Origin of the sequence: Novosphingobium jiangmenense (genome assembly GCF_015694345.1) — a bacterium.
In the GTDB taxonomy this organism is placed as follows: domain Bacteria; phylum Pseudomonadota; class Alphaproteobacteria; order Sphingomonadales; family Sphingomonadaceae; genus Novosphingobium; species Novosphingobium jiangmenense.
The window spans coordinates 122,047-145,094 of record NZ_JADQDC010000003.1; the positions used below are offsets into that span (position 1 = coordinate 122,047).

Genomic DNA, 23,048 nt, shown 5'->3' on the forward strand with positions numbered 1-23,048 from the left:
AGTGCGCCGCCTTGCCGCCCTGTCCCTGCTCCTGTCCGGCGCGCCGGTGCTGGGGCAGGGCATTGTCGTCTCGCCCGGCCCAGAGAACGTGGCGGTGAGCGTGTATCGCGCGCCCGATCGTGACACCGATCAGGCGATGGAACTGGACTGGTTGCAGGGCTACGCGCTGATCACCGAAAAGCGCACCGTCCAGATACCGGCCGGCAAGGCGACCGTGCGGTTCGAAGGAGTGGCGGCGGGACTGTTTCCGGAAAGCGCGATCGTGACCGGCCTGCCTTCCGGCGTGCACGAGAAGAACCTCGATGCCGACCTGCTTTCGCCGCGCAGTCTCTATGCGCGCATGTTCGGCCGGCCGGTCATCCTGCGACGTACCGACCTTGCCACGGACAAGGTGCGCGAAGAGCGTGCCGTGATCCGGTCTGGCCCCGATGGAGCGGCGATCGTGCAGACGGCGTCCGGTTTCGAGGTGGCGAATTGCGGCGGGCTGGAGGACGAAATTCTCTACCCGGAGGCGCCGAAGGACCTCTCCGCCCGCCCGACCCTGTCGATCGAGACGGAAAGCCCGGTTGCTCAGACCGCGACCATTTCGTTGTCCTACCTTGCCTGGGGGTTCGATTGGCAGGCAAACTATGTCGTGCGGATGGCTCCGGACGGACGGACTGCCGAGCTTTCGGCATGGGCTACCCTTGCAAGCAGCGATTCCACGAGTTTTGCCGACGCCGAAACGGCGCTGATTGCCGGTGAGGTTCGCCGCGAGGACGCCGGGCGCGGTACCAGGCCAACGGGTGGAGAGCTGGAGTTGCAGTGTTCGCTTTCTCCCGTTGCCGCTCCTGCGTTGGACCTGCCCCCATCGCCAGTGATGGCATTGCCAGCGCCGCCTCCTGCGATGGAGATGGCTGATATTGTGGTGACGGCCCAGCGTGCGGCACCGATGAACGCTCCGGTAATGGTCCAGCAGGAAGGGCTGGGCGATCTCAAGCTCTATCGCGTTCCGGTTCCGGTGACGGTTGCCGCCAACGCCCAGAAGCAGGTCGCGCTGGCGCACAAGCAGGCCGTGAAGATGGAGGCGCTTTATCGCGCCGAGGTTTTCGAAGGCGGCACCGGCGAAGTGCGTCAGATGCTGCGTACGCGCAACCGCAAGGAAGAGGGGCTTGGCCTGCCTTTACCCGGCGGACCTGTCTCGGTTTTCGAGCCTTACGGGGCAGCGATGATGCTATCGGGCGAAGGCGGCGTCACAGACCGGGCAGTGGGTGATGACGTCGAGATCATGCTGGGGGCCGCGACGCAGGTCAGTGTCGATGCCGAACAGGTAGGCTCGGACGACCGCTCGCAGACGATACGCCTTACGGTGCGCAACGCCCGTCCGGTGCCGATACGCTTCGAAGCGCGCATCGCTGCAGACAGCGCTTCGAGAGTACAGGGCCTGTCGCGCCAGAAGCTGGGTCGCCGGAATGGCCGCTTCATCTGGACAACCGAGGTACGTCCATCGGCTATGACGTCGCTCACTTACAGGATAGTTAAATCGGACTAAACGGGACAAAGCTTCCTGACGGGTGCCCTCGCAAACGTTATCAGGGTGCCATGAGAAGCGAGCAGTGCGGCAAGAAAACGGGAAAGATGCGAAGAGTTGTCCTGCTTTCGGCCTTGCTGGCTTTCGCTCTCATCGCAGGGTATTTTGCAACCGGCAGACTGGTCGACAGGGAGACGCCGAGGGCCGGCTTTGACAGCTCTGGCCGATACAGGCTGATTGACCAGAACAGGCAGCTGTTCGATCGGGCCAGCCTGAAGAGACGACCCTATCTGACTTACTTCGGCTATGCCTCGTGCCCTGATCGTTGCCCCGCCATGCTCCTGCGCCTGGCCCGGCTGCGCAAGGACATGGGATTGTCGGCTGAACAGTTGCCGATCCTGTTCATCACGGTCGACCCCGAGCGTGATACGCCCGAGCGCCTCGCGGCGTTCGTCAAGGCCCTGAACGTTCAGATCATCGCCCTTACAGGACCCGCGGATGTCATCCATCGGGTGACTGACAATGCGGGCGTGTTCGTTCAGGTTATCGAACAGGAAGGCAAGGAGGCCCGGATAGAGCACACGACCAGTGCGTTCATCTATAACCGGAACGGGGACTTTTCGGATGCCATCATCCCCGAAGACGATGACCGCACGGCCTTGCGCAAGCTGCAAGAGGCGGTGGGCGCCGCCCCCCGCGCGGCAGCGTCGGCTGCACCTGCCAGAACTACGGATCAGGCTGCGGGTCGGTAGATCGCATAAACCTTCTTGACGTGAACCGTGCTTTCCCACGAGCAGCTGGCGCCTTGCTCCACCAGGAATACGTCACCCTTGCGGAAGGTTTTCTCGCGCCCCGCTTCATCGACGAACGTCACCGCGCCTTCGAGTAGGTGCATCAGCTCGTGGTGCCCATAGCGCATCGGAAGGCGATGGTACGGGCTCGAATCCCAGGTGCCGCAGACGAACTCGCCGTTCGCGGACCTGAAGTCGGTGAAGTTCCGGCATGAAGGCGTCGGTCCGACGAGCAATTCGGCCAGAGGAGCGCCGGAGGGAGCAAGCGGCGCAGACAAATCGACAGGCGTAATGCCAGCTGCTTCCGAAGCCGGCCCGGCGCAGGTCATCGTTACCACCGTCGTCCCCGTCTGCGCCGACCAATCGAACGCTCGTCCGGCGGGGAGCACGCAACTTGCCCCTTCCGGTACCTGAACGACCTTGCCTTCCCCGGTGAGTTCAAGGCTGCCGGTCAGGACATGGACGAATTCGTCCGCGGTCTGCGGGACTTGGGTGCCGCTGCCTGCGAGACGCAACACCCCGACCGTGACCGCTCCTTCAGGCAATGGAAGATCGATCCGGTTCGCCGTCCAGGCCTGCGGTTCTGAGCCCGCAGGGGAGGGATTCGCAGCGGCAAATTCGCGCAAGTCGTGGAAGGTTCGGATGCCGGTTATCGCGTTCATACATGCCCTGGATCAGAATGCTGTGAACCAAGCATAGCGAGGAAGGGCAACGGGTTCTGGCTATCACGCGGCCGGTGCGGCAGGTTCGACCGTCACCGGCCGGCCGTGCGGCACACTTTACCGACCCGGCCAGTAACGGTTCGACTGCCTCCTTAGCTCCTGACCCTAAAGGACCAGAGCCGCGTTGCCGGCCTCGGCAAAGTACTGTGCCATGGAGTCTGCCGCCTTGTCCGACAGTGCGATGAACGCCCTGCGGCGATCGGTTGCGTCCTCGGCACGACAGAGCAGGCCGGTCTCGGTCATCTGGCTGATCCACCGCAGCGCAGTCGTCGGCGGCACGCCCGAAGCGATGCACAGCGATGTAACCGAGACGCGCTTGTGCTCTGCCCGCGCTGCGGTGAGATCCAGCAGCATGTCCCACGCGGGGTCGGCGAAGAGATCACCTTCGAAGAAGCGCGCGCGCAATTGCCTTTGGCGGATGATCTTCCGAACCAGCCGGGGATCGGGAAGTGGCGCGCGGTTGCGCGCAGGAATGCGCGGTGCGCAATCCCGGTCACCGGTTGCGTCAAACGAAAAGGCCGAGGCTTCTACCCGTGCACTGCCGTCGGGCGTACCCGACAGGGATTCCAGCCGTTGCGCGATTTCGCTGACCTGCTGGGTCAGCCGCAGCAGGGACATGCGGTCATTGTCGGACAATTCCCGAACACGCCCGCCGCGTGCGGCGAGATGGGGGGAGGACAGGAGATGTCCCAACGCTACGACACGGTCCGCCCTGCCGGGATTGACCAGGATTTGTGCATTCGACTGGTCGAGGCAGCCGAAGACGTCGTCGAGGGAGCCGACACTGGTCGAGACGATCATCATCGCGCCTGTACGCGCAACGGACTGATCGAGTTGTGCCAGTGCAGCCAGATCTGCGCCTTCCAGCATCGGGCAATCGACGAGGACAATGTCGCCCAGCGGAGGTCCGTCGTCCGCTTCGATGATCCGCTCGAGCCCGGAACTCTGCGCGACGCGGAGGCCTGCAGCGGTGGCATCCTCGGCCATTTCCATTCTGACATAGGCGCGATCCGCCAGCACCGTCACCGAAAGAGGGGCGCAAGGACTGATCCAGGCGACATCGCCTCCCGTCGTCACGTCATCGAAGAAATCGGGGGCGGTACCGGGTGTGGTGTCAGCTTGGACCAATGTCATCGCGTTTGCCCTCAGTAGGAAACCTTAGTGAGAACATCAGTGGAACAAACTGCCGCACGGTCAAGCAAGACTATCTCGGATTTGGATCAAGGTACGATCTCAACCGGGGTGCCATCTGGCACAAGTTGCCATATTTCTTCGATTTCTTCATTGGCGAGGGCAATGCACCCGGCCGTCCAGTCACCGGCGATACGTCCGGTATCGAGGAAGTTGGGTTGTCCGTGGATGAAAATCTCCCCTCCGGGTGACCTTCCCAGCGATTCGGCATGAGCGCGTTCCTGCTTGTTCGGGTAGGTAATGTGGAGTGACAGGTGGTAGGCGCTCGACGGGTTGCCGTAGTCAATGACGTAGCGGCCTTCGGGCGTGCGGCCATCGCCCTCGAACTGCTTGGCTCCGACGGGCTGGCTGCCAAGCTGAATGCCGCCGTATGCCCTGCTGACGTGCCCGGATTCGTCCAGCAACAACAGCCGTCGGGCAGCTTTCTCCACGCGGACCGAAGCGATCGCCGAGGCTTCGGTTGATGGTTCCGCCGCAGCATCGCCCGCCATCATCAGGGCGAGGGGCAGGAGCGCTGATCGGATCATTTGGTCAACCTATCGACGAGAGGCGCGGGAGGCGAGAGCCGAAGCGGGCCAATCGCGGCTTGCGCCCGAACGAGTCCTAACCGATAGTTAGCATCAGTGGGGGTGACGTGCTGTTGCTGGCGATGCTGAGTGTTGTCTGGGAGCCGTCCGCCCAGCAATCTGCTGGTGGAAGCGGGACATCGGGTACGCCCGAGGCCGCTCCGATCCAGTTGACCGCAGCACAGTTGTTCCAGTTTGCCGACGCTGCTCGCGATGCGGGAGACTATGCCGCCGCCGAAGCCGCCTACCGGGCCTTGGCGGGCAACCCGGATATCGAGCTGAGAACCGAGGCACGCTTCCGTCTTGCGCTCATGCTGGCCGACCGGATGCAGCGCCCGCGCGATGCGGCGGTGGAACTGCGTCGCATCCTTGATGAAAAGCCCGACGTTGCCCGCGTCCGGCTGGAACTGGCCCGGATGGATGCCATGCTCGGGCGACTTGGTGCTGCCGAGCGGGAGTTCCGTGCGGCACAGGCGTCAGGGCAATTGCCTCCGGATGTCGAGCGAGCCGTGCGCTTCTATGCATCCGCTCTGGCAGCGGCAAAACCGCTTGGTGGAAGTCTCGAGCTGGCGCTTGCACCTGACAGCAACATCAACCGTGCCACCCGGGCTGATACCTTGGGAACGGTGATCGGCGATTTCACGCTGAGCGATGATGCGAAGGCACAGTCAGGCCTTGGTCTTTCTGTGCGCGCGCAAGGGTATGTCCGGTTGCCGATCGGCTCCAAGGCGCGAATGCTCGGCCGCATTTCCGGAAGCGGCGACTTCTACCGTACGGGCCAGTTCGACGATTATGCGCTTGCGCTGCAGCTGGGGCCGGAGTTCCAATCCGGCGCAGACCGGGTCACGCTTTCGGGTGGTCCATCCTGGCGCTGGTTCGGGCAAAAGGCGTTCAGCCGTGGCTGGGGCGCATCTGCGGTTTATCAGCATCCCATGGGGAAGCGCACGCAACTGCGGACGGAAGCGGCGCTGTCGAGGCTCGACAATCAGCGCAACGATCTGCAGGATTCGACGATCTACGCCGGCGCCCTTGGTATTGATCGCGCATTCAGCGCCCGCTTCGGAGGCGGGGGGCAAATCCGCCTCAGCCGGACCGCTGCGCGCGATCCGGGCTGGTCAGACTGGACGGGCGGTGGGTCGGCCTACCTGTTCCGGGAGATCGGGCGGACGACTCTTGTGCTCGACGGCAGCTATGCCCGTCTCGAGGCCGACGAACGTCTGTTCCTTTATCCAAGGAAGCGTGTGGACGACCGGTTCGCCGTGGGATTGTCCGCAACGTTTCGCGCTATCCAGTGGAAGGGCATTGCCCCTTTTCTGCGCCTGCGGGCCGAGCGCAACCGATCGACAGTAGGGATTTTCGATTTCAGTCGCCGGGCGGCGGAAGTCGGGCTGACTTCGGCCTTCTGAGAAGGAAAGGGAGAGGGAATGATTGATCATCGTCGCAGGGCGGCCGCCGCATCGGTCCTGACCATTGCGCTCATGCTCGCAGCTTGCGGTGGGGGTGGCGGCGTCAGCAGCACACCGGCGCCGGTGCCGACTCCCACTCCGACCCCAAGCCCCACGCCAACTCCGACACCCACACCTACGCCAACTCCGACGCCAACACCCACACCTACGCCAACCCCAACTCCGACGCCCACGCCAACTCCAACCGCGAACACCAGCCTGGTGGCACCGCTGGTAAGCGAGAGCTTCAAGAACGTCGCATCCGTCGGGACGATCAGTGTTCCGACGAGCGGTGCGGCGGTCAGCACTTCGGCCTCGGCATTGACGCTGACGGTTTCGTATAATGCAACCAGCCAGTCGTGGACGGTCTCCGACGGCACGCGCAGCCGCACGTTCGGCCCGGGCGATATCGACGCGACCCAGTCCAACAGCGCGATCACGACCTACAAGGTCGTATCCGGCAACACGACCGAGTTTCTTTCGCTGACCACTACCGGAACGGCTGCGGGGCAGACTCGCTATGTCGGAGCCGGGATCTGGCAGCGGCAGGTCAACGGCACCGGGACCATCGACGGCCGCATCTCGGCCTTTGCCTATGGCGTTCAGACCCCGAACGCCTCGTTGCCCCGGACCGGCGCAGCCAGCTTCGACGTCAAATTGCTTGGCGCGCGCACTTTCAGCACCAACATCTATGCGCTCGGCGGTACGGGCAAGCTTTCGGTCGACTTCCTGTCCGGTGGCATTGCGGGCAAGGGTTTCTATGACGAGACCGACGTGCAGACCAACGTAACTGCGCGCGGCTACAACTGGAGCGCATTCGCCCTGTTGTCCAAGAGCGCGAACAGCTTTCTCGGGCAACTGACTTTGGGCAGTGCCGGCACAGGCGAACTGCATGGCACGTTCTTCGGCCCCAATGCCGAGGAAGTCGGCGCAGCCTTCTCGCAGAATCCCAATTCCGACGTGGCGGCAACCGGCGTGATCTATGGCGCGCGCGGTACGACCCCAGTCAATACTTCGACCAGCCTCGATACTCCTGCCACCGACCAATTCTACCAGCCGCTCAGCGCTTCGGCCAAGGGAACGCTGGACGGCGCTGGCAACCTTTCCTCGGTCGCCGCAGGCAGCGGACTTTCCTCAGTCCATCAGGGCGAGAACGGATCTCCGCTGGTGTTCTATGGCACCGACGGCAGGATCATGTGGCAACCGACGAGGGCGTCCAACGTCAGCCTGTCATATGAGTTCTATACCTCAGGCGATTACCTGCGCGCCGGCATCCTCACCGATCGCCGCTCGAGCGTCGGCCAGATCGACGCCTTCGTCTACGGCTTCCCAACGACCAACGCGGCCACGCCGCGCACCGGATCTGCCGCCTTCAACGTGTTCCTCAACGGCGGGATCATGGCCAATGGCGCGAAGATCCAGGGCGTGAACGGCAATGGCAGCATCAACGTCAACTTCCAGTCGGGCGCGATTTCGACGCTCGGTGCCTATACCGTCGGTAATGCCATTCCGGGAACCGGCGCGGGCCTGCCGGGCACGCAGTCCGATTCCGGCAACTGGAGCGGCAGTGGAACGCTCTCTGCCAGCGCCAATGCCTTCACCGGCAACATCGCCTTCGATGGCTCCACCGACTACAGCGGCACCCTGACCGGCAAGCTCTTCGGCCCCGCAGCCGAACAGGTTGGCGCGGTGGTCCAGGCGAGCAGCGCCGCCGGGGCTGTCATGGCAGCAACGCTTGCGGGCGGGCGCGGATCGGACAGCACGGCTTCACAGAGCGGCCTTGCCGGGCTGACGACGACGACCGTGCTCAACGGCAGCGATGCCCAGTATTACTTCACCCCGAGCCTGAGCCCTGCGGAGCAGGCCCTGCTCGACAGCAATATCGAGGTTACCTACAATCCGACCGACAAGTCCTATGTCCTGACTTCGAAAACGACGGGGGTGAACTTCGGTGGTGCTGCCCAGCTCTCGCAGACGCTGGCCGCTGCCGACCTGAAGACTGCGGAAAGCAGCAGCACGTTCGATGTCTATCGCGGTGCGGACTATACGGCACGAGTCTTCAAATTCGGCAGTGGCAACCCCTCGATCGCGCTGACCTACGCCAGCTTCGCTGAAGTTGTCAGAACCGATACGGTCGACGGGCGACAGGTCACCACGCACTACTACGTGCCTTTTGGTGGACTGACGCCGAGCTTCCAGATTCCACGTACCGGCTCGGCAACCTACTCTGGCGTGGTCTACGGCTATGGCCGGAACGGTGCGACCCAGCGGGAGGCTTCGCTTTCGGGCACAAGCACGTTTACCGCTGACTTCGCTGCGGGCACGGGTAGTGCTGTACTGGCGCTGACGGCTACCGATGTCAGCAACAACGCGGCCTCAAGCCTTGGCAGCTTCACCTACAGCGGTTCGCTGGCGGGCAATTGCCCGGGTTGTGGCGTCGGCAACACGTTCTCCTTGCGGGGTAGCGGTACCGATGTTCTCAGCACCAGCTTCCTCAACGGCATGTTCTTCGGCGCCAATGCAGCCGAATGGGGAGGATCATTCCTGCTGCAACTGAGTCCGCTGGGCGGCCAGCAATCGATCTATACAGGTGTGACCGTCGGCAAGAAGAACTGACGCCTGGCAGCCTCACCATCCGCTTGGACGGTGAGGCTGCGAGTGTTCAGTCGACGAAGGGATCGCGCACGAGGATCGTGTCCTCGCGCTCGGGGCTGGTGCTGACCAGCGCGACCGGGGTTTCGATCAGTTCCTGCACGCGCTGGATGTACTTGATCGCCTGCGCCGGCAGGTCTGCCCACGAACGCGCGCCGGCGGTGGTGCCAGCCCAGCCGTCCATTTCCTCGTAGATCGGCTCGACTTCGGCCTGGTCGGCTGCGTGGGCCGGGAAGTAATCCAGCACCTTTCCGCGCAGGCGGTAGCCGGTGCAGATCTTCACCTTCTCGAAGCCATCAAGCACGTCGAGCTTGGTCAGCGCGATGCCGGTGACGCCGGAGATCGCGCAGGACTGGCGCACCAGCACGGCGTCGAACCAGCCGCAGCGGCGCTTGCGGCCGGTGACCGTGCCGAATTCGTGGCCGCGCTCGCCGAGGCGCTGGCCGACGTCGTCTTCCAGTTCGGTGGGGAAGGGGCCGGAGCCGACGCGGGTGGTGTAGGCCTTGACGATCCCGAGCACGAAGCCGGTCTGCGAGGGGCCAAGGCCCGAACCCGAAGCTGCCGTGCCCGAGACGGTGTTCGATGAGGTGACGAACGGATAGGTGCCGTGATCAACGTCGAGCAGTACGCCCTGCGCGCCTTCGAACAGGATGCGCGCGCCGGCCTTGCGCACGGTGTTGAGCCGCTTCCACACCGGCTGGGCGAACTGGAGCACGTAGGGCGCGATTTCGCGCAGCTCGGCGATCAGCGCTGCGCGATCGACCGGTGGCTGGCCGAAGCCTGCGCGCAGGGCGTCATGATGGGCGCACAGGCGGTCGAGCTGGGCGTCGAGCGCATCGAGGTGGGCGAGGTCGCAGACGCGGATGGCGCGGCGGCCGACCTTGTCTTCGTAGGCCGGGCCGATGCCGCGACCGGTCGTGCCGATCTTGCCCGAGCCTGCAGCCTGTTCGCGCAGGCCATCGAGGTCGCGGTGGAGGGGGAGGATCAGCGGGCAATTGTCGGCAATGGCGAAGTTCTCGGCGTTGATCTCGACGCCCTGGCCGGTGAGCTTCTCGATCTCGGCCTTGAGGGCCCAGGGATCGAGCACGACGCCGTTGCCGATGATCGACAGCGTGCCGGTGACGATGCCCGAAGGCAGCAGCGAGAGCTTGTAGACCTGATCGCCGACGACGAGGGTGTGACCGGCGTTGTGTCCGCCCTGGAAGCGGACGACTGCGTCAGCGCGGCTGGCGAGCCAGTCAACGATCTTGCCTTTGCCTTCGTCACCCCACTGGGCGCCGATCACGGTTACATTGGCCATGGATACACTCCTCCACCCTGCCCGGGTGGATCCTCAAGACGCCCTTCGACAGGACTCGGCGAAACGGGATGGATGGGCGAGGCAACAGCCTCGGATTTCGGTGCGCGCCCTAGGGGCAGACGCAGGCCAAAGTCAAGCGCGGTGCGAAAGGGCCAACCATGTCTTGGGGGATTTCTGCTGGCTGGGGCGGCAGGATTCGAACCTGCGAATGCCGGTACCAAAAACCGGTGCCTTACCACTTGGCGACGCCCCAGCAGGAGGCGCGCTTATAGCGTGGCTTGCGGGGATGAAAAGGGGTGACCGCACTTGGCAGGCACCCCTTTTGAACAGGTTACCAGTTGCGCTTCGGCGGTTGGAGCAGTTCGGGTGCCAAGGTGTCGAAGTCACCGGCGTCATGCCGTTCCGACAGGCCCTTTTGCGAATTCACGAGGCGGCCGCGGATGACGCCGGGGCGAGCATCGATTTCGCTGACCCAGCGACCGACGTTCTCGTATTCGTGCATGGATAGGAACGTTGCCGCTTCGCCATAGGCTTCGCCGCGATAGATGTTCCCGAACCAGGTGTAGGTGGCAAGGTCAGCGATCGTGTAGTCGTCGCCGGCAAGGAAGCGGGTCTTGGCGAGTTGGCGGTTGGCCACGTCGAACAGGCGCTTGGTTTCCATCGCGTAGCGGTCGATCGCATATTCGATCTTGAACGGGGCGTAGTTGTAGAAGTGCCCGAAGCCGCCGCCGATGAACGGGGCGGAACCGACCTGCCAGAACAGCCAGGATAGGCATTCCGCGCGCGCCGGACCCGAAGTCGGCAGCAGGACGCCGAACTTTTCTGCCAGATGCATCAGGATCGCACCCGATTCGAACACGCGGAACGGTTCGGGGCCGGACCTGTCGACCATGGCTGGAATCTTGGAGTTGGGATTGATGTCGACGAAGCCGGACGTGAACTGGTCGCCGTCGAAGATCTTGATCAGCCACGCATCGTACTCGGCTTCGGAAAAGCCCATCTGGAGCAGTTCCTCAAGCATGATCGTTGCCTTCTGGCCATTGGGCGTGCCGAGCGAATAGACTTGGAACGGATGCTTGCCGACGGGCAGCTCCCGCTCGCTGGTGGGGCCGGCGATGGGGCGGTTGACGCTGGCGAAGGCGCCGCCATTGGCCTTGTCCCAGGTCCAGACCTTGGGTGGAACGTACTCTTCGGACATGTGGCCTCCTGCAAATTTGTTAGTGTTGCATACTATAATGCGGCGTTGGCGGAGGAACCGCAAGGACCTCCTGTCCGTTCGCCGCCATATGGACAGCAAAGCCGCAAAACTCGTGCATGTCGATGACAGTCTTCCGGGTGTCACGCGCCGGCGATGTGGGCGGGGCTGGGCCTACTTCGATGCACGCGGGAATAGAGTTACCGATCGGGCCGAAATCGATCGCCTGAATGCGATAGCGCTACCACCTGCCTATGTGGAAACGTGGTTCTGCCCTGCGCCCAATGGCCATATCCTGGCAACCGGCGTGGATGCCAAGGGGCGGAAGCAGTACCGCTATCATCCTGATTTCCGGGCGGAGCGTGAAGGGGAGAAGTTTGACCGCTGCGCCGCTTTCGGGCGGCTCCTTCCGCTGGTAAGGGCCCGCGTTGAAGAGGAGCTGGCTTCGCGCCAGCTTTCGCGCGATCGCTGTATTGCAAGCGTGGTGCGGCTGCTGGATACCGGTGGCATACGCATCGGCAACGAAGCTTATGCGCGCAGCAACGCCAGCTTTGGTGCGACCACGCTGCGGATGAAGCATGCCGAAGTGAAGGGGCAGGTCCTGCGGCTGCGATTCCGCGCGAAGTCCGGCAAGGACCGCGAGATGCGGATGACTGACCGGAGCCTCGTGCGCTTCGTCAAGAAGATGCAGGACCTGCCGGGGCAGAACCTGTTCCAGTACATCGGCGATGACGGCACACCGTGCGCGGTGGGATCGATCGACGTCAATGACTGGCTACGCGAGGTGATGGGCGAGGATTTTACCGCCAAGCATTTTCGCACCTGGCGCGCGAGTGTTCTCGGCTTCGATGCGCTGGCACATGCCGAGGGCAAGATACCGCTGAAGGAGTTGCTGACGCAGGTCTCGGACCACCTTGGCAACACGCCTGCCATTGCCCGCAAAAGCTATGTTCACCCAGCGGTACTGGCCTTGGTAAACGAGCAGGAGGAGTGGCGCGCCGGGCTGCGTCTGCCGCGTGCAACGCGCTGGCTGAGCCGCGAGGAGCGGGGCCTCATCGCATTGCTGGAGGAAGGACCGGCGGCAGCTGAACTGCTTGCCGCCGGATAAGCGCGATCAGTTGTATTCGATCACCGCGTCGCGGCGAAGGTCGCGCAGATAAGTCTGCGCGCGCTTGTTGACGCGATCGTCTTCCATCTGCGCCATCATCTCGTCGAAATTCGGACCGCTGGCGACCTTGGGGTCGTCGCGGCCGCAAAGCATGAGTACACGCACGCCTTCGTCGATCGAACCGAAGGGTGGCGTGGTCTGCCCGACAGGCAGGTTGAGCAGCGTTTCCTGCAACTGGGCGGGTAGATCGCGGGCCTTGATCTGATCGTTGGCAACGACGGTCGCCCCGATCTTGTTGGCCTGACCCTCCGCATCGCCGCAACCCTTGATCGCCTTCACGGTGGCTGCGAATTCCGCCGCGCGCTTGGTGGCCTGCTCGTTGGTCGTGCCCTTGGGGAACTCGATCGAGATCTGCTTCAGGCTGAGCAGCGCATCGCGCGGATCGGCCGTGAGCACCTGACGCTTGTCTATCAGGTAGAGGATCGAGAAGCCGCCGCGGATCTCGACCGGGCCCGCCAGTTGCCCAGGCGCCATCGAGCCCGCTGCCGTGGCGAGTTCGTTGGGCAGCTGGGCGAGGCGGATCCACCCGAGGTCGCCGCCGACCGATGCGGTCGACGCTTCAGAATACTGGCGGGCATAGGCGACAAAGCTGCCGCCCTGCTTGAGCTGTTCGACGATTTTCTCGGCGTTGGCAAAGATCTGCGCCTTGTTCTCGTCGGTCGCGGCGAGGAAGATCTCGCCGATGCGGTATTCCTCGGTGCCCTTCGACGCTTCGAGCCGCTGCATGGCTTCCTGCACTTCGCCTTCCGAGATGTTCACGAACGGCTGCACGTTGCGGCGAAGCAGGTTCTGCCAGGCGATTTCGCCGCGGATCTGGCGCTTGAGCGAAGCGGCGGACGAGCCGATGCGCTGGAGATACTTTTCCATGGCCTCGGGCGACTGCCCGAAATTCTGGGTGGCCACGCGCTCGTAAGTCGATTCCACCTGGGCATCGTCGGCAGGGACGTCGGCCGCCTTGGCTTCCTGGATCTGCAGCGTTTCGTCGATCAGGTTGCGCAGCACCTGCATGCGCAGACGCTCCAGTTCCTCGGCTTCGATCTTGCCGCCATTGGCCGAGACGATCAGCGCAAGGCGCTGTTCGACATCGGTGCCGGTCACGATCTCGCCATTGATGATCGCGGTGGCGCGCCGGACGTTCGGGTCGTTCTTGCCGAACATCGTCGGATTGGCGGGGATGTTCAGCGGCGCGTTGGCGCCCTGAGCGAGCACTGGCGTTACCGCAACCGAAAGCGCGGCGAGGGTCGTAGCGGTGAGACCCAGCGTGCGCGATACCGCCTTGCGGGTGATGTTCATCTTGGACGTCATGGTCTTGAAAGTGGTCCTGTCGAACTGGCGCTCGTCTGGCGGCCTTCAGCTATGTTTTCTCTCTGGCCGCGCACGGCTTAACCCAAGCTGAGTGGCGCATCAGACGCAAAAGGGCAATAGAAGAGGCTATTTCACCCCGAGGTTCTTGAGCGAAAGCGAGATCTGGAAGGAGTTGCCGCGAACGGCGTCGCCGATGTTCACGTAGTCGCGCCGCCAGGTAAACGAAAGATCGAGGCAGTCGTCGGTGTAGGCGACGCCAAGGCGGTGGCGCAGCATCTGGAAGCCGTCGGAAGTGCGCGTCGGGTCTTCGTCGCGGTTGGTGAGGTTGACAATTGCCGATCCAAAAACCGAGAAAGTGCTGGTGATCGGCGTGCGCGCGGCGAAGCGCAATTCCTCGCGGTCCTGAAGGTCCTCGAAGGTCGTGGCGATGTTGCGGTTCAGCTTCAGATAGCCCGCTTCGATGTAGCGGCGGTGGTTGCCCAGCGTCGCGTCGAATTCGTTGCGGCGCAGTGCGAAGCTGTCCTTGTCCAGCCGGAAGCGATGGGTGAACTTGACGAGGTCGCCGAACCGGACGGTCGTCCTGCCCACATAATCCGAGGCCCGGTTGGTGAGGCCGGTTCCGTCAGGAAGCAGTGTGTTCTGATTCGACAGGCGGTAGCTCTGACCCACGGTGGTCATGATGCGCAGACCGGGGCGCTGGAACGTCCAGTCGAAACCATAGGTGAAGCGCACCCCGTCTTCCACGCGGTCATGGCCGGGAAAGCGGTTCAGCGCGAAGAGGTTGGTGTCCTCGAGATCGACCGAACGCGAATCCTCGTTTGGGATCTCGAAGTTGCGCACGCCGGGAGTCGCGACGACCTGGAAACGTGGCGTCAGAACCTGGGTGCCGCCAAAGACATCGCCGACGAAGGGCCACTTCACGTCCACGGCTGCCGTCGCGATGCCGCGCGTCTGCCATCCGGGCAAGCCGCGGTAGACAGCGGTCGTAGTCAGGTCGTTGTCCGAGCTGTGATAGGCATCGCCGCGCAGGAGGCCGGTCAGCGTCACTTCCTGGCCAAGCCCGGTGATCGTGCGCAAGTCCCACTGCGCGCGAGCGAAGGCGCGCTGGCTGTCCTGCCCCGCGGTGCGGACGATCGCGAGGCTGTTGGCTTCGAGTTCGAACCTGCCGGGCACACCACTGAAGGTCATGCGCTTGCGATAGTCGATGGCGGGAAGGGCCAGCGGCACCATGCCCTGGGGGTCATTGACCCGGACGGTCTGGGTTACCCATCCGGCGATGGAGAGGTAGCTGTCGTCGTCAATGCGCTCGAGGTTGAGCGAGGAGCGCAGGCGGTCGTCGCGGCTGATGTCGTAGCGGCGCAGGAAGGTGCGGTCCGAAGCGACGCGGGCGTTGCCAGTGAGGCTCCAGTGTGGCGAGAACTGCAGCTTGCCGTTGGCGTCGAGATAGCCGCGCCACGATTGCTGGCTGGCATTGGCCGCGCCGGTCGAGGTGCTGCCGAGCGGAATGCGCGAGCTGCGCGTGGCATAGCCGGTAACCTGAAAAGCGCCGAGGTTGGTCAGGTGGCGGTACTTCGCCGTCAGCATCGGGAGCGAGCCCGTGTAGAACGTGCCGGTCAGCGAAAGGTCGCGATTGTCGGCAATGCGCCAGTACCAGGTCTCGCTGATTTCCGCGCCGTTGGCTGCGCCGAGGCGGAAGTCAGGAATGAGCAGGCCGGTCTCGGCACGGAAATCGGACGTATGGCCGAGGCCTGGAAGTGGCAGGATCGGCACGCCGAACATGCGCAGCGTCGCACCCTTGTACTTCACACGCTTCTGCTTGGCATCGAAGTACACGCGGGCGGCGGTAACCTCCCAGCTAGGCTTTTTTGGGCAACCCTTGCCGTCCTCGACCGCGCAACCGGAATAGGCGGCGTTCTCGAGCGTCATGTTGCCGAACTCGTCGCGCGTGCCACGCTCAGCGGCCAAGCGCCCGCCGGTGCGCAAGACGACGAGCAGGTCCTCGATGGCCCCTGCCTTGAACTCGTCGGTCAGTTCGACCTTGTCGGTGTAGACGGTGTTGCCGTCCTCATCGACGAAACGGATGTTGCCTGTCGCGAGGATCTGCCCGGTGGTGCGATCCCATGTGACATTGTCGGCGCGGACGGTCTGCACATCGTGGCGAAGCACGACGTTGCCATCGGCGAAGACCTTTTCGGCGTTGCTGTCGTAGCGAACCTTGTCGGCCTCGAAGCGGACCACATCGTCCACTGACGATTCGTCTCCAGCCGGGGAGGCTAGTGGCGCTTCCTGCGCAATGGCTTGCGAACCAAGGGTGGAAAACAGCGCCAGTGCCGAAGAGGCAGCGGCCAAGCGCGCAAGGCGCAAGCGTCGATCAAGGGCTTGCGGCTGCGGCCGCCGGGCGGGTTGCATGCGCTTGCCTATCGCACCAGTGCACCCTAACTGCAATTCCACAATTTCCGCTTCCCGCCCTGCCTGCGTCGAAGTGTGACGTCCATTCCGTTCAGGAGTTCCCGATGAAGGTCGTTTTCCGCACAAGCGATGCCCCGCTTCCCCGTCTTGTAGCCCGTCTCGTGGCGCAGGACGCGTTGCCCTCCGATCTTGACGCGGTGGTACGCGAGGGTGCTGCTGCGGCGCGGTTCGCTGGCAAGGTGGGGCAGGTCTACGAGGCATTCGTAGCGGGCGAGACCGGCTTGAAGCGGCTCGCTCTGGCTGGCATGGGCAAGGCGGATGCTGGTGAACGCAGCGCAAATCTCGAGAAGGTTGGTGCGGCGCTGACGGCGAAGTACCTGACTTCGGGCGAGACTTCGCTGGCTATCGATTTCAGCGGTTCAAGCCTGTCCGGCACAGAGGCAGCTTCCATCCTGTTCGGGGCTCGCTTGCGCGGCTGGCGCCACGATGTCTATCGCACCAAGCTGAGCGACGAGCAGAAGCCGTCGCTGACCGAGATCGTGGCGGTGAACGCTCCCGAAGGTGCTGCTGCGGCTTGGGAAATCGAATCGGCGCTTGCCGAAGGCATCGAATTCACGCGCGAACTGGTCGCCGAGCCTGCCAACATCATCTACCCGGAAAGCTTCGTCGAACGCGCCAAAGCCCGCCTTGAAGGCACCGGTGTCGAGATTGTCGTCCTCGGGCTCAAGGAAATGACCGAGCTTGGCATGGGTGCGCTGCTCGGCGTGGCGCAAGGTTCGGTGCGCGAACCAAAGCTGCTCGCGATGCGCTGGAAGGGTGCTGACGCTGACAAGCCGACCGCCTTTGTCGGCAAGGGGGTGACCTTCGACACCGGCGGCATTTCGATAAAGCCCGCCGCTGGCATGGAAGACATGAAGTGGGACATGGGCGGCGCTGGCGCGGTCGCTGGTGTGATGCTGGCGCTGGCCAAGCGCAAGGCCAGGGCCGACGTCATCGGCGTCTGCGGCCTTGTCGAGAACATGCCCGACGGCAACGCTCAGCGCCCCGGTGATGTAGTCACTTCGATGTCCGGCCAGACGGTGGAAGTGATCAATACCGACGCCGAAGGCCGCCTTGTGCTGTGCGATGCGCTGACTTGGGTGCAGAAGGAATATGCGCCCAAGACCATCGTCGATCTTGCTACCTTGACCGGCGCCATGATCATCTCGCTCGGCCACGAATATGGCGGCATGTTCGCCAACGATGACGACCTTGCCGCCAAGCTGGACGCTGCGGGCAAGACCTCCGGCGACAAGCTGTGGCGCTTCCCGCTGGGGCCTTCCTACGACAAGCTGATCGACAGTCCGATCGCGGACATGAAGAACGTCGGGCCCCGCTATGGCGGTTCGATCACCGCAGCGCAGTTCCTGCAGCGCTATGTCGACAAGGGCGTGGCCTGGGCGCACCTCGATATCGCGGGCATGGTCTGGGCCGACAAGCCCGGCCAGACCTGGGACAAGGGCGCAACCGGCTTCGGCGTGCGCGTGCTCGACCGCTACGTCCGCGACGTGCTGGAGGCCTGAGGTTCAGGCACCGGCCCGCTCCCCCGGGCTGGTCACCTTGCGAGTAGGCTCTGGGTGGCCGGGCCGGGGGAGCGGGCCGGTGCCGCGCACAATTCGCGGATGCGGATTGTGCATCCCGAAGGGATCGATAAAGATGCCCAAGATGCGGCGCAAATCTGATCTTCCTACGAAGGTTTGCGCCGCTTGCGGTCTCCCGTTCACATGGCGCAAGAAGTGGGAGCGGGATTGGGACAACGTGAAGTTCTGTTCCGACCGCTGCCGAAGCGGCAAGAGCAAGGTGGCTGGCTGATGCGCGTCGATTTCTACCAGCTGACGAACGACCCGGCCGAGCAGGTCCTGCCCCTGATCGCACGTAATACGCTGGGCGCGGGCGAACGACTGCTGGTGGTGTCGGAGGACGAGGCGCAGCTTCGCCGCGTCAGTGAGGCGCTGTGGACGCGCCTGCCCGAGACGTTCCTCGCCAATGGTCGGGCAGGAACCGGCAACGACGAGTGCCAGCCGATCCTCTTGGCGGATGCACCTGAACCGGCCAACGGCGCCAGGTATATGGCGCTTGCCGATGGTGTCTGGCGAGAGGGCGCGTTCGAACGGGTGTTCCTGCTGTTCCCGCCCGCCCGCATCGATGACGCACGCGGCTGCTGGCGCATGCTCGGTGCGCGCGAGGGCGTCGAGCGGCGCTACTGGCGGCAAGAGGGCGGCAAGTGGAAGGAAGGGCCGTGAGCGCCAACCTTGCACCGCAGCACAAACATCGCTAGGGGCGCGCGCAATCAGAATCCCTATATCGCAAGGAATGCTCCCATGGCGGTTACCCGCACTTTCTCGATCATCAAGCCCGACGCCACCCGTCGCAACCTGACCGGCGCGGTCACCAAGATGCTGGAAGAAGCAGGCCTTCGCGTCGTCGCTTCGAAGCGCATCCACATGTCGCGCGAGCAGGCTGAAGGCTTCTACGCCGTTCACAAGGAACGCCCCTTCTTCAACGACCTGGTCGAATTCATGATCTCGGGTCCGGTCGTTGTGCAGGTTCTCGAAGGCGAGAACGCCATGCAGCGCAACCGCGACATCATGGGCGCGACCAACCCTGCCAACGCCGAACCCGGCACGATCCGCAAGGAACTGGCTGAGTCGATCGAAGCCAACACCGTTCATGGTTCGGACTCGGACGAGAACGCGGCGATCGAAATCGCCTACTTCTTCAAGCCGGAAGAAATCGTCGGCTGATCGGCATCCACCGCTGACATTCGAAGGGCCGGGGCAGCAATGCTCCGGCCTTTTTGCATCAGGCCGCATGCACTTTGGGTCTATGTTGCAGCATTGCAACGTATCATTGCAAAAACATTGTTATAGGCAATAACCAACTTTGTAGGTGCCACGTACAAGTGCTAGGAATGTAGCCGTTCCGAAACGAGAACGGTCGGGCCTTCGGGCTCATTCAGGGAGGATACCTGATGCTTTTCCAACGCGCTTCCGCGCGCCTGCTCGCGCGTACCAGCATGTTTGCTGCCGCTGCCTTTGCGCTTTCCGAGCCTGTCCTTGCCCAGGACGCGGCGCAGGAAGCGACTGCCGATGACAATGGCGGTGAAATCATCGTCACCGCGCAAAAGCGCGCGCAGTCGCTGTCCGATGTTTCGCTTTCGGTCGCTGCCGTCGGCACCGAGCAGCTTGCGGCCAACAACACCGTCAACCTCGAAGGCCTGCAGGCGCTGGTTCCCTCGATCAGCTTCGGCAACGACTTCAACTTCGCCAAGCTCTTCATCCGCGGCATCGGCCTGTCGAGCTCGCTTCCCGGCGTTGACCCGTCGGTCGCGCTCCACGTCGATGGCGTGGTCGTGAGCCTCGCGCAGGCGCAGCTCGGTTCGATGTTCGATCTGGAGCGCGTCGAAGTCCTGCGCGGGCCGCAGGGAACGCTCTATGGCCGCAATGCCACTGGCGGCGCGGTCAACCTGATCACCGCCAAGCCTACTGACAAGCTCGATGGCTATGTTCGCCAGACCCTCGGCGGCGATGCCTTCCTCGTGCAGACGGATGCCGCCATTGGCGGCCCGATCACGGAGGGTGTGCGCGCTCGTCTCGCCGTCCAGCGTATCAAGCGCGATGGCTTCGGCATCAACGAGTTCACCGGCAACGAGATCGACAACGCCAACCAGTGGTCGGTGCGCGGTCATCTGCAGTTCCTGCCGACCGACAAGCTCTCGATCCTGCTGACCGGCGAACTCCACACCGAGAACGACCGCTCGCTGGCCGTGAAGTTCCGCGAGGTTTCGTTCCCCGGTACGCAGGTCGCCAGCCTTACCGCGCTCGGCCAGCGCACCAATGCCGATGGCAGCGCGGCGTCGTTCGCCAAGAACGTGCGCAACCTCAACACCAACTATGACCCGATCAACGACCGCAAGCAGTATGCCTTCACCGGCATCATGGACTATGCCGCGTCCGATACGGTCGCGCTGAAGTCTTTGACCAGCTACCGCAATTTCCGCGCGATCTTCTTCCATGACTTCGACATGTCGTCTTACGCCGGCTACCCGCTGGCGCAGACCAACGCCGTGCGGACCAGCGCCAACCACTGGCAGCCGGTGTTCGAGAACCAGTTCAGCCAGGAGCTGCAGCTCAACGTCGATACCGACAAGCTGCATGCCGTGTTCGCCGGGTTCTACCTGAAGGACCACATCCGCGTCGAAAACCACATCGGTTTCGACGTTCTGAAGAACACCGATCCGTTCCGCGTCCAGTTTGATGGCAAGCTCGATGTCGAGACCTGGGCCGTGTTCGGCAACGTGACCTACGACCTTACCGACCAGTTCTCGGTCAAGGCGGGTGGCCGCTATTCGTGGGAAAAGCGCAAGATCAAGAACAACAGCGGCATCGGCACCGCCGCGACCGGCTTCGTTCTCGATCCGCTGCAGTGGGACACCTCGAAGACCTGGGATGACTTCTCGCCTTCGCTCGGCATCGAGTTCCGTCCGAACGACGACGTGATGGCCTATTTCAACTGGTCGCGAGGCTTCAAGTCTGGCACGGCCGAGATCGGTTCGCGCCGTTCGGCAGCGGCAGTCACGCCGTTCGTGAACCCCGAGAAGGTCGAAGCCTTCGAAGGCGGCATCAAGTACAGCGCGGGTTCGCTGCAGACCAACCTTGCGGTGTTCTACCAGAAGCTCAAGAACGGCCAGTTCCAGCGGACCTTCCCGATCCCGAACCCGCCGTTCTTCGCCAGCGCTCTTGAGAACGCTGCTGAATCGCGTGCTTATGGTGCGGAGTTCGAACTGCGTTGGCGTCCGATCGATGGCCTCGCCATCGATGCTTCGGCAGCGTACCTGAACTCGAAGTTCACCAAGTTCTTCTCGAAGAACCCGCTGAACGCCGCGCTGTTCGGCCCTGGCGGCGCTTCGCTGCCTGACGAGGACCTGTCGGGCAACGCTACGCGCATGAGCCCGAAGTGGACGCTGAACTTCAACCCGACCTACACTGCCGACCTGTCGAGCGGCGCCAGCGTCGTGTTCGGCACGAACGTCTCCTACCGTTCGAAGCAGTACCACACCGAGTTCAACGACGATCGCATGGCCGCCGATGCCTATGTGATGGTCGATGCCAACGTGAAGTATCGCCACTCGGACGACCGGACTTCGGTCAACCTGTGGGTGCGCAACCTGACCAACGAACTGGTCTGGGCGGGCAGCTATGCGGTGGCGACCAGCCGCACCATCGGTGGCACGCTGATGCCGCCGCGCACCTATGGCGTTACGCTCGGCTACGAGTTCTGAGCCGACGCCAAGGCAAAATGACAAGAGGCCGCCGGTTCACCCCGGCGGCCTTTTTCGTTAGGGTGGATGTCTGGGAGAGATTTGATGCAGGGCATGGGCGGGGGCGATTGCCCTTTCGAATTCAACTTTGATGCAGGCACCTTCAAGGCCGGCGATACCGTGAGCTATCGCATCGTCGGCAGCCCGATGTTCGAGGACATGCCGTTTGCAGGCGCCCTGCTCGAGGTGCACGATGATCACGTGATCATCGCCGGAGATCCGAACGACGCGTCAGTGCGCTATCGCGGCACGCGGGAGAGCAGGCCGCAGGTTCAGGCGAACGAGATCTAGGCGGGGAGCGCCTGCTCGCTGCGATACCATTGTGTCAGGCCCCATGCGATACCGGCTATGGCGAGGAGGCCCAGCAGGATCGGCCACGTGTAGCCAAAGCCGCTCGCCAGGAGCGCTGCAGCAACCAGCGCGGCGGTGGAGCAGCCAAGGTCCCACCCGCCTTCGGTCGCCATGTTGAAGCGCAGGGTGCACTGCGAGCGCTGGGCCATCGCATAGAGGGGCGAGAGCATGGCGGTTGCCAACATGGGTGCCGCCAAAGCTCCCAGCGCCGTTGCGATGAGCGCGGACAGGGGAGAGGCCCACGCCAAAGCCTTGATCACGAGAACCGCCGCGCCAAGGCCATAGGCAAGCGCCAGCGAATGCGTGCCGCGCCCGCGGTCGATCAGCCGCCCGATGATCAGGCTGCCCGCCGCCGCGCCCATCCCCGCCAGCGCCAGTGCTCCGCCAAAGCTCTCGAAGTTCTGGCGCAAGGTCACGAACAGCGCGAGGTTCCATACGACGACCGAACAGCCCGCCTGCAACCCTTCCGCGAAGTAGATGCGCCGCCCATTGCGGACGATGACGGGGTCTGCCCGGCTTTCTCGCGGGATCTCAGGGTTGGCCGCTCCCAGCAACGGTGCTCCAGCCAGCAACTGGAGCGCGGCAATGACGGCAAAGCCGATTTCTGGCCCGGCGCCTGAAAGCAGGAAGCCACCGGCAACAGGTGCGACAATCCCTACCGCAGCTGTCGTCGCCTGCTGGATCGAGACCTGCTTGCCCATTTCGGCGTTGTTGCCTGCAGCCGAGACGTAGGCATGGTAGCCAGTCCAGTAGAACACGCTGCCAAGACCTGACACCAGGATGTAGGCTACCAGCATCGGTCCCAGTCCCCCGATTAGCGGGAGCATCAGGAACGATCCGGCGCGAATGCCGACACCGAGCAGGAGAACTGTCCGCAATCCATGGGCGTAGGCGATCGGAAGGACCGCTGCGCGCAAGGCAAAGCGCGAGAGCAGGACAAGGGCAAAGCTTGCCAGCGCCAGCGAAGGTGTGAGGCCCTGCTTCACCAGAAATCCGACCACGAAAAGACCGCCACTGCCCTCTACAAACGATTGCAGTCCGGCGTGGGCATAAATGCGGCGGATCGTGGTGAGCGCCATGGTGC

At 63.5% G+C, this 23,048-nt stretch carries 18 protein-coding genes, 1 tRNA gene and 2 pseudogenes; 12 read left to right on the forward strand and 9 right to left on the reverse strand.

Going from position 1 to position 23,048, the window contains the following annotated elements:
* Position 1 precedes the first annotated feature (1 nt).
* Positions 2-1,531, forward strand: a complete 1,530-nt coding sequence (locus I2488_RS05660; protein ID WP_196274835.1) for a DUF4139 domain-containing protein — start codon at positions 2-4, stop codon at positions 1,529-1,531.
* A 50-nt stretch (positions 1,532-1,581) separates the two neighbouring features.
* Entirely contained in the window at positions 1,582-2,262 is a 681-nt protein-coding gene (locus tag I2488_RS05665; RefSeq protein WP_196274836.1) for an SCO family protein, read from the forward strand.
* Here I2488_RS05665 and I2488_RS05670 read toward each other — a convergent pair.
* The 3 genes from I2488_RS05670 to I2488_RS05680 form a co-directional block, all read right to left on the reverse strand.
* A complete protein-coding gene (locus I2488_RS05670) occupies positions 2,244-2,927 on the reverse strand; it encodes a cupin domain-containing protein (RefSeq protein ID WP_246465513.1) in 684 nt (227 codons plus the stop codon). The two genes, I2488_RS05665 and I2488_RS05670, sit on opposite strands and share 19 nt — an antisense overlap.
* Positions 2,928-3,128: 201 nt before the next feature.
* On the reverse strand, positions 3,129-4,157 hold the full coding sequence (locus I2488_RS05675) for a helix-turn-helix domain-containing protein (RefSeq protein WP_214652231.1): 1,029 nt from the start codon (positions 4,155-4,157) through the stop codon (positions 3,129-3,131).
* A gap of 86 nt (positions 4,158-4,243) precedes the next feature.
* On the reverse strand, positions 4,244-4,741 hold the full coding sequence (locus tag I2488_RS05680) for a L,D-transpeptidase family protein (protein WP_196274838.1): 498 nt from the start codon (positions 4,739-4,741) through the stop codon (positions 4,244-4,246).
* Positions 4,742-4,848: 107 nt separating this feature from the next.
* Between I2488_RS05680 and I2488_RS05685 the strand changes: the two genes are divergently transcribed.
* Positions 4,849-6,186, forward strand: a complete 1,338-nt coding sequence (locus I2488_RS05685; protein ID WP_343070992.1) for a surface lipoprotein assembly modifier — start codon at positions 4,849-4,851, stop codon at positions 6,184-6,186.
* 261 nt (positions 6,187-6,447) lie between these two features.
* Positions 6,448-8,841, forward strand: a complete 2,394-nt coding sequence (locus tag I2488_RS05690; protein ID WP_196274839.1) for a transferrin-binding protein-like solute binding protein — start codon at positions 6,448-6,450, stop codon at positions 8,839-8,841.
* A 46-nt stretch (positions 8,842-8,887) separates the two neighbouring features.
* Here the strand turns inward: I2488_RS05690 and I2488_RS05695 are convergent, their stop codons facing one another.
* From I2488_RS05695 to yghU, 3 genes are all read right to left on the reverse strand, one after another.
* The gene (locus I2488_RS05695) at positions 8,888-10,177 is read right to left on the reverse strand and encodes an adenylosuccinate synthase (protein WP_196274840.1); all 1,290 of its coding nucleotides are present in this window, start codon (positions 10,175-10,177) and stop codon (positions 8,888-8,890) included.
* Positions 10,178-10,355: 178 nt separating this feature from the next.
* Positions 10,356-10,430, reverse strand: a tRNA-Gln gene (locus tag I2488_RS05700).
* 78 nt (positions 10,431-10,508) lie between these two features.
* Positions 10,509-11,375, reverse strand: a complete 867-nt coding sequence (yghU, locus tag I2488_RS05705; protein WP_196274841.1) for a glutathione-dependent disulfide-bond oxidoreductase — start codon at positions 11,373-11,375, stop codon at positions 10,509-10,511.
* Between the two features lie 88 nt (positions 11,376-11,463).
* Between yghU and I2488_RS05710 the strand changes: the two genes are divergently transcribed.
* Complete coding sequence (locus I2488_RS05710) at positions 11,464-12,480, forward strand: DNA topoisomerase IB (RefSeq protein WP_196275071.1); 1,017 nt, start codon at positions 11,464-11,466, stop codon at positions 12,478-12,480.
* A gap of 6 nt (positions 12,481-12,486) precedes the next feature.
* Here the strand turns inward: I2488_RS05710 and I2488_RS05715 are convergent, their stop codons facing one another.
* Together I2488_RS05715 and I2488_RS05720 are read right to left on the reverse strand one after the other, a co-directional pair.
* The gene (locus I2488_RS05715; protein WP_196274842.1) at positions 12,487-13,845 is read right to left on the reverse strand and encodes a peptidylprolyl isomerase; all 1,359 of its coding nucleotides are present in this window, start codon (positions 13,843-13,845) and stop codon (positions 12,487-12,489) included.
* 126 nt (positions 13,846-13,971) lie between these two features.
* The gene (locus I2488_RS05720) at positions 13,972-16,254 is read right to left on the reverse strand and encodes an LPS-assembly protein LptD (protein WP_196274843.1); all 2,283 of its coding nucleotides are present in this window, start codon (positions 16,252-16,254) and stop codon (positions 13,972-13,974) included.
* Between the two features lie 104 nt (positions 16,255-16,358).
* On the opposite strand from I2488_RS05720, the gene I2488_RS05725 reads away from it, so the two are divergent.
* The 7 genes and pseudogenes from I2488_RS05725 (at position 16,359) to I2488_RS05750 (ending at position 21,904) form a co-directional block, all read left to right on the forward strand.
* Positions 16,359-17,816, forward strand: a complete 1,458-nt coding sequence (locus tag I2488_RS05725; RefSeq protein WP_196274844.1) for a leucyl aminopeptidase — start codon at positions 16,359-16,361, stop codon at positions 17,814-17,816.
* 133 nt (positions 17,817-17,949) lie between these two features.
* Positions 17,950-18,105: a DUF2256 domain-containing protein gene (locus I2488_RS05730; RefSeq protein ID WP_118072268.1), complete on the forward strand. Its 156-nt coding sequence runs from the start codon at positions 17,950-17,952 to the stop codon at positions 18,103-18,105.
* Positions 18,105-18,536, forward strand: a complete 432-nt coding sequence (locus I2488_RS05735) for a DNA polymerase III subunit chi (RefSeq protein WP_196274845.1) — start codon at positions 18,105-18,107, stop codon at positions 18,534-18,536. Before I2488_RS05730 ends, I2488_RS05735 begins: the two co-directional genes overlap by 1 nt.
* Positions 18,537-18,614: 78 nt before the next feature.
* Complete coding sequence (gene ndk / locus I2488_RS05740; protein WP_118072266.1) at positions 18,615-19,037, forward strand: nucleoside-diphosphate kinase; 423 nt, start codon at positions 18,615-18,617, stop codon at positions 19,035-19,037.
* Between the two features lie 272 nt (positions 19,038-19,309).
* A pseudogene (locus I2488_RS19845) lies at positions 19,310-19,741 on the forward strand (TonB-dependent receptor plug domain-containing protein); the annotation flags it as partial.
* A 459-nt stretch (positions 19,742-20,200) separates the two neighbouring features.
* Positions 20,201-21,574: pseudogene (locus tag I2488_RS19850) on the forward strand (TonB-dependent receptor); the annotation flags it as partial.
* 84 nt (positions 21,575-21,658) lie between these two features.
* Positions 21,659-21,904: a hypothetical protein gene (locus tag I2488_RS05750; protein WP_196274847.1), complete on the forward strand. Its 246-nt coding sequence runs from the start codon at positions 21,659-21,661 to the stop codon at positions 21,902-21,904.
* Here the strand turns inward: I2488_RS05750 and I2488_RS05755 are convergent.
* Entirely contained in the window at positions 21,901-23,043 is a 1,143-nt protein-coding gene (locus tag I2488_RS05755; protein ID WP_196274848.1) for an MFS transporter, read from the reverse strand. The genes I2488_RS05750 and I2488_RS05755 overlap by 4 nt on opposite strands.
* Positions 23,044-23,048 lie beyond the last annotated feature (5 nt).

Excerpts from the sequence above, each read along its gene's own strand:
- I2488_RS05665 (WP_196274836.1), top strand. The coding sequence starts at position 1,582 with ATGAGAAGCGAGCAGTGCGGCAAGAAAACGGGAAAGATGCGAAGAGTT.
- I2488_RS05675 (WP_214652231.1), bottom strand. The coding sequence starts at position 4,157 with ATGACATTGGTCCAAGCTGACACCACACCCGGTACCGCCCCCGATTTC.
- I2488_RS05680 (WP_196274838.1), bottom strand. The coding sequence starts at position 4,741 with ATGATCCGATCAGCGCTCCTGCCCCTCGCCCTGATGATGGCGGGCGAT.
- I2488_RS05695 (WP_196274840.1), bottom strand. The coding sequence starts at position 10,177 with ATGGCCAATGTAACCGTGATCGGCGCCCAGTGGGGTGACGAAGGCAAA.
- yghU (WP_196274841.1), bottom strand. The coding sequence starts at position 11,375 with ATGTCCGAAGAGTACGTTCCACCCAAGGTCTGGACCTGGGACAAGGCC.
- I2488_RS05710 (WP_196275071.1), top strand. The coding sequence starts at position 11,464 with ATGGACAGCAAAGCCGCAAAACTCGTGCATGTCGATGACAGTCTTCCG.
- I2488_RS05715 (WP_196274842.1), bottom strand. The coding sequence starts at position 13,845 with ATGACGTCCAAGATGAACATCACCCGCAAGGCGGTATCGCGCACGCTG.
- I2488_RS05720 (WP_196274843.1), bottom strand. The coding sequence starts at position 16,254 with ATGCAACCCGCCCGGCGGCCGCAGCCGCAAGCCCTTGATCGACGCTTG.
- I2488_RS05725 (WP_196274844.1), top strand. The coding sequence starts at position 16,359 with ATGAAGGTCGTTTTCCGCACAAGCGATGCCCCGCTTCCCCGTCTTGTA.
- I2488_RS05730 (WP_118072268.1), top strand. The coding sequence starts at position 17,950 with ATGCCCAAGATGCGGCGCAAATCTGATCTTCCTACGAAGGTTTGCGCC.
- I2488_RS05735 (WP_196274845.1), top strand. The coding sequence starts at position 18,105 with ATGCGCGTCGATTTCTACCAGCTGACGAACGACCCGGCCGAGCAGGTC.
- ndk (WP_118072266.1), top strand. The coding sequence starts at position 18,615 with ATGGCGGTTACCCGCACTTTCTCGATCATCAAGCCCGACGCCACCCGT.
- I2488_RS05750 (WP_196274847.1), top strand. The coding sequence starts at position 21,659 with ATGCAGGGCATGGGCGGGGGCGATTGCCCTTTCGAATTCAACTTTGAT.
- I2488_RS05755 (WP_196274848.1), bottom strand. The coding sequence starts at position 23,043 with ATGGCGCTCACCACGATCCGCCGCATTTATGCCCACGCCGGACTGCAA.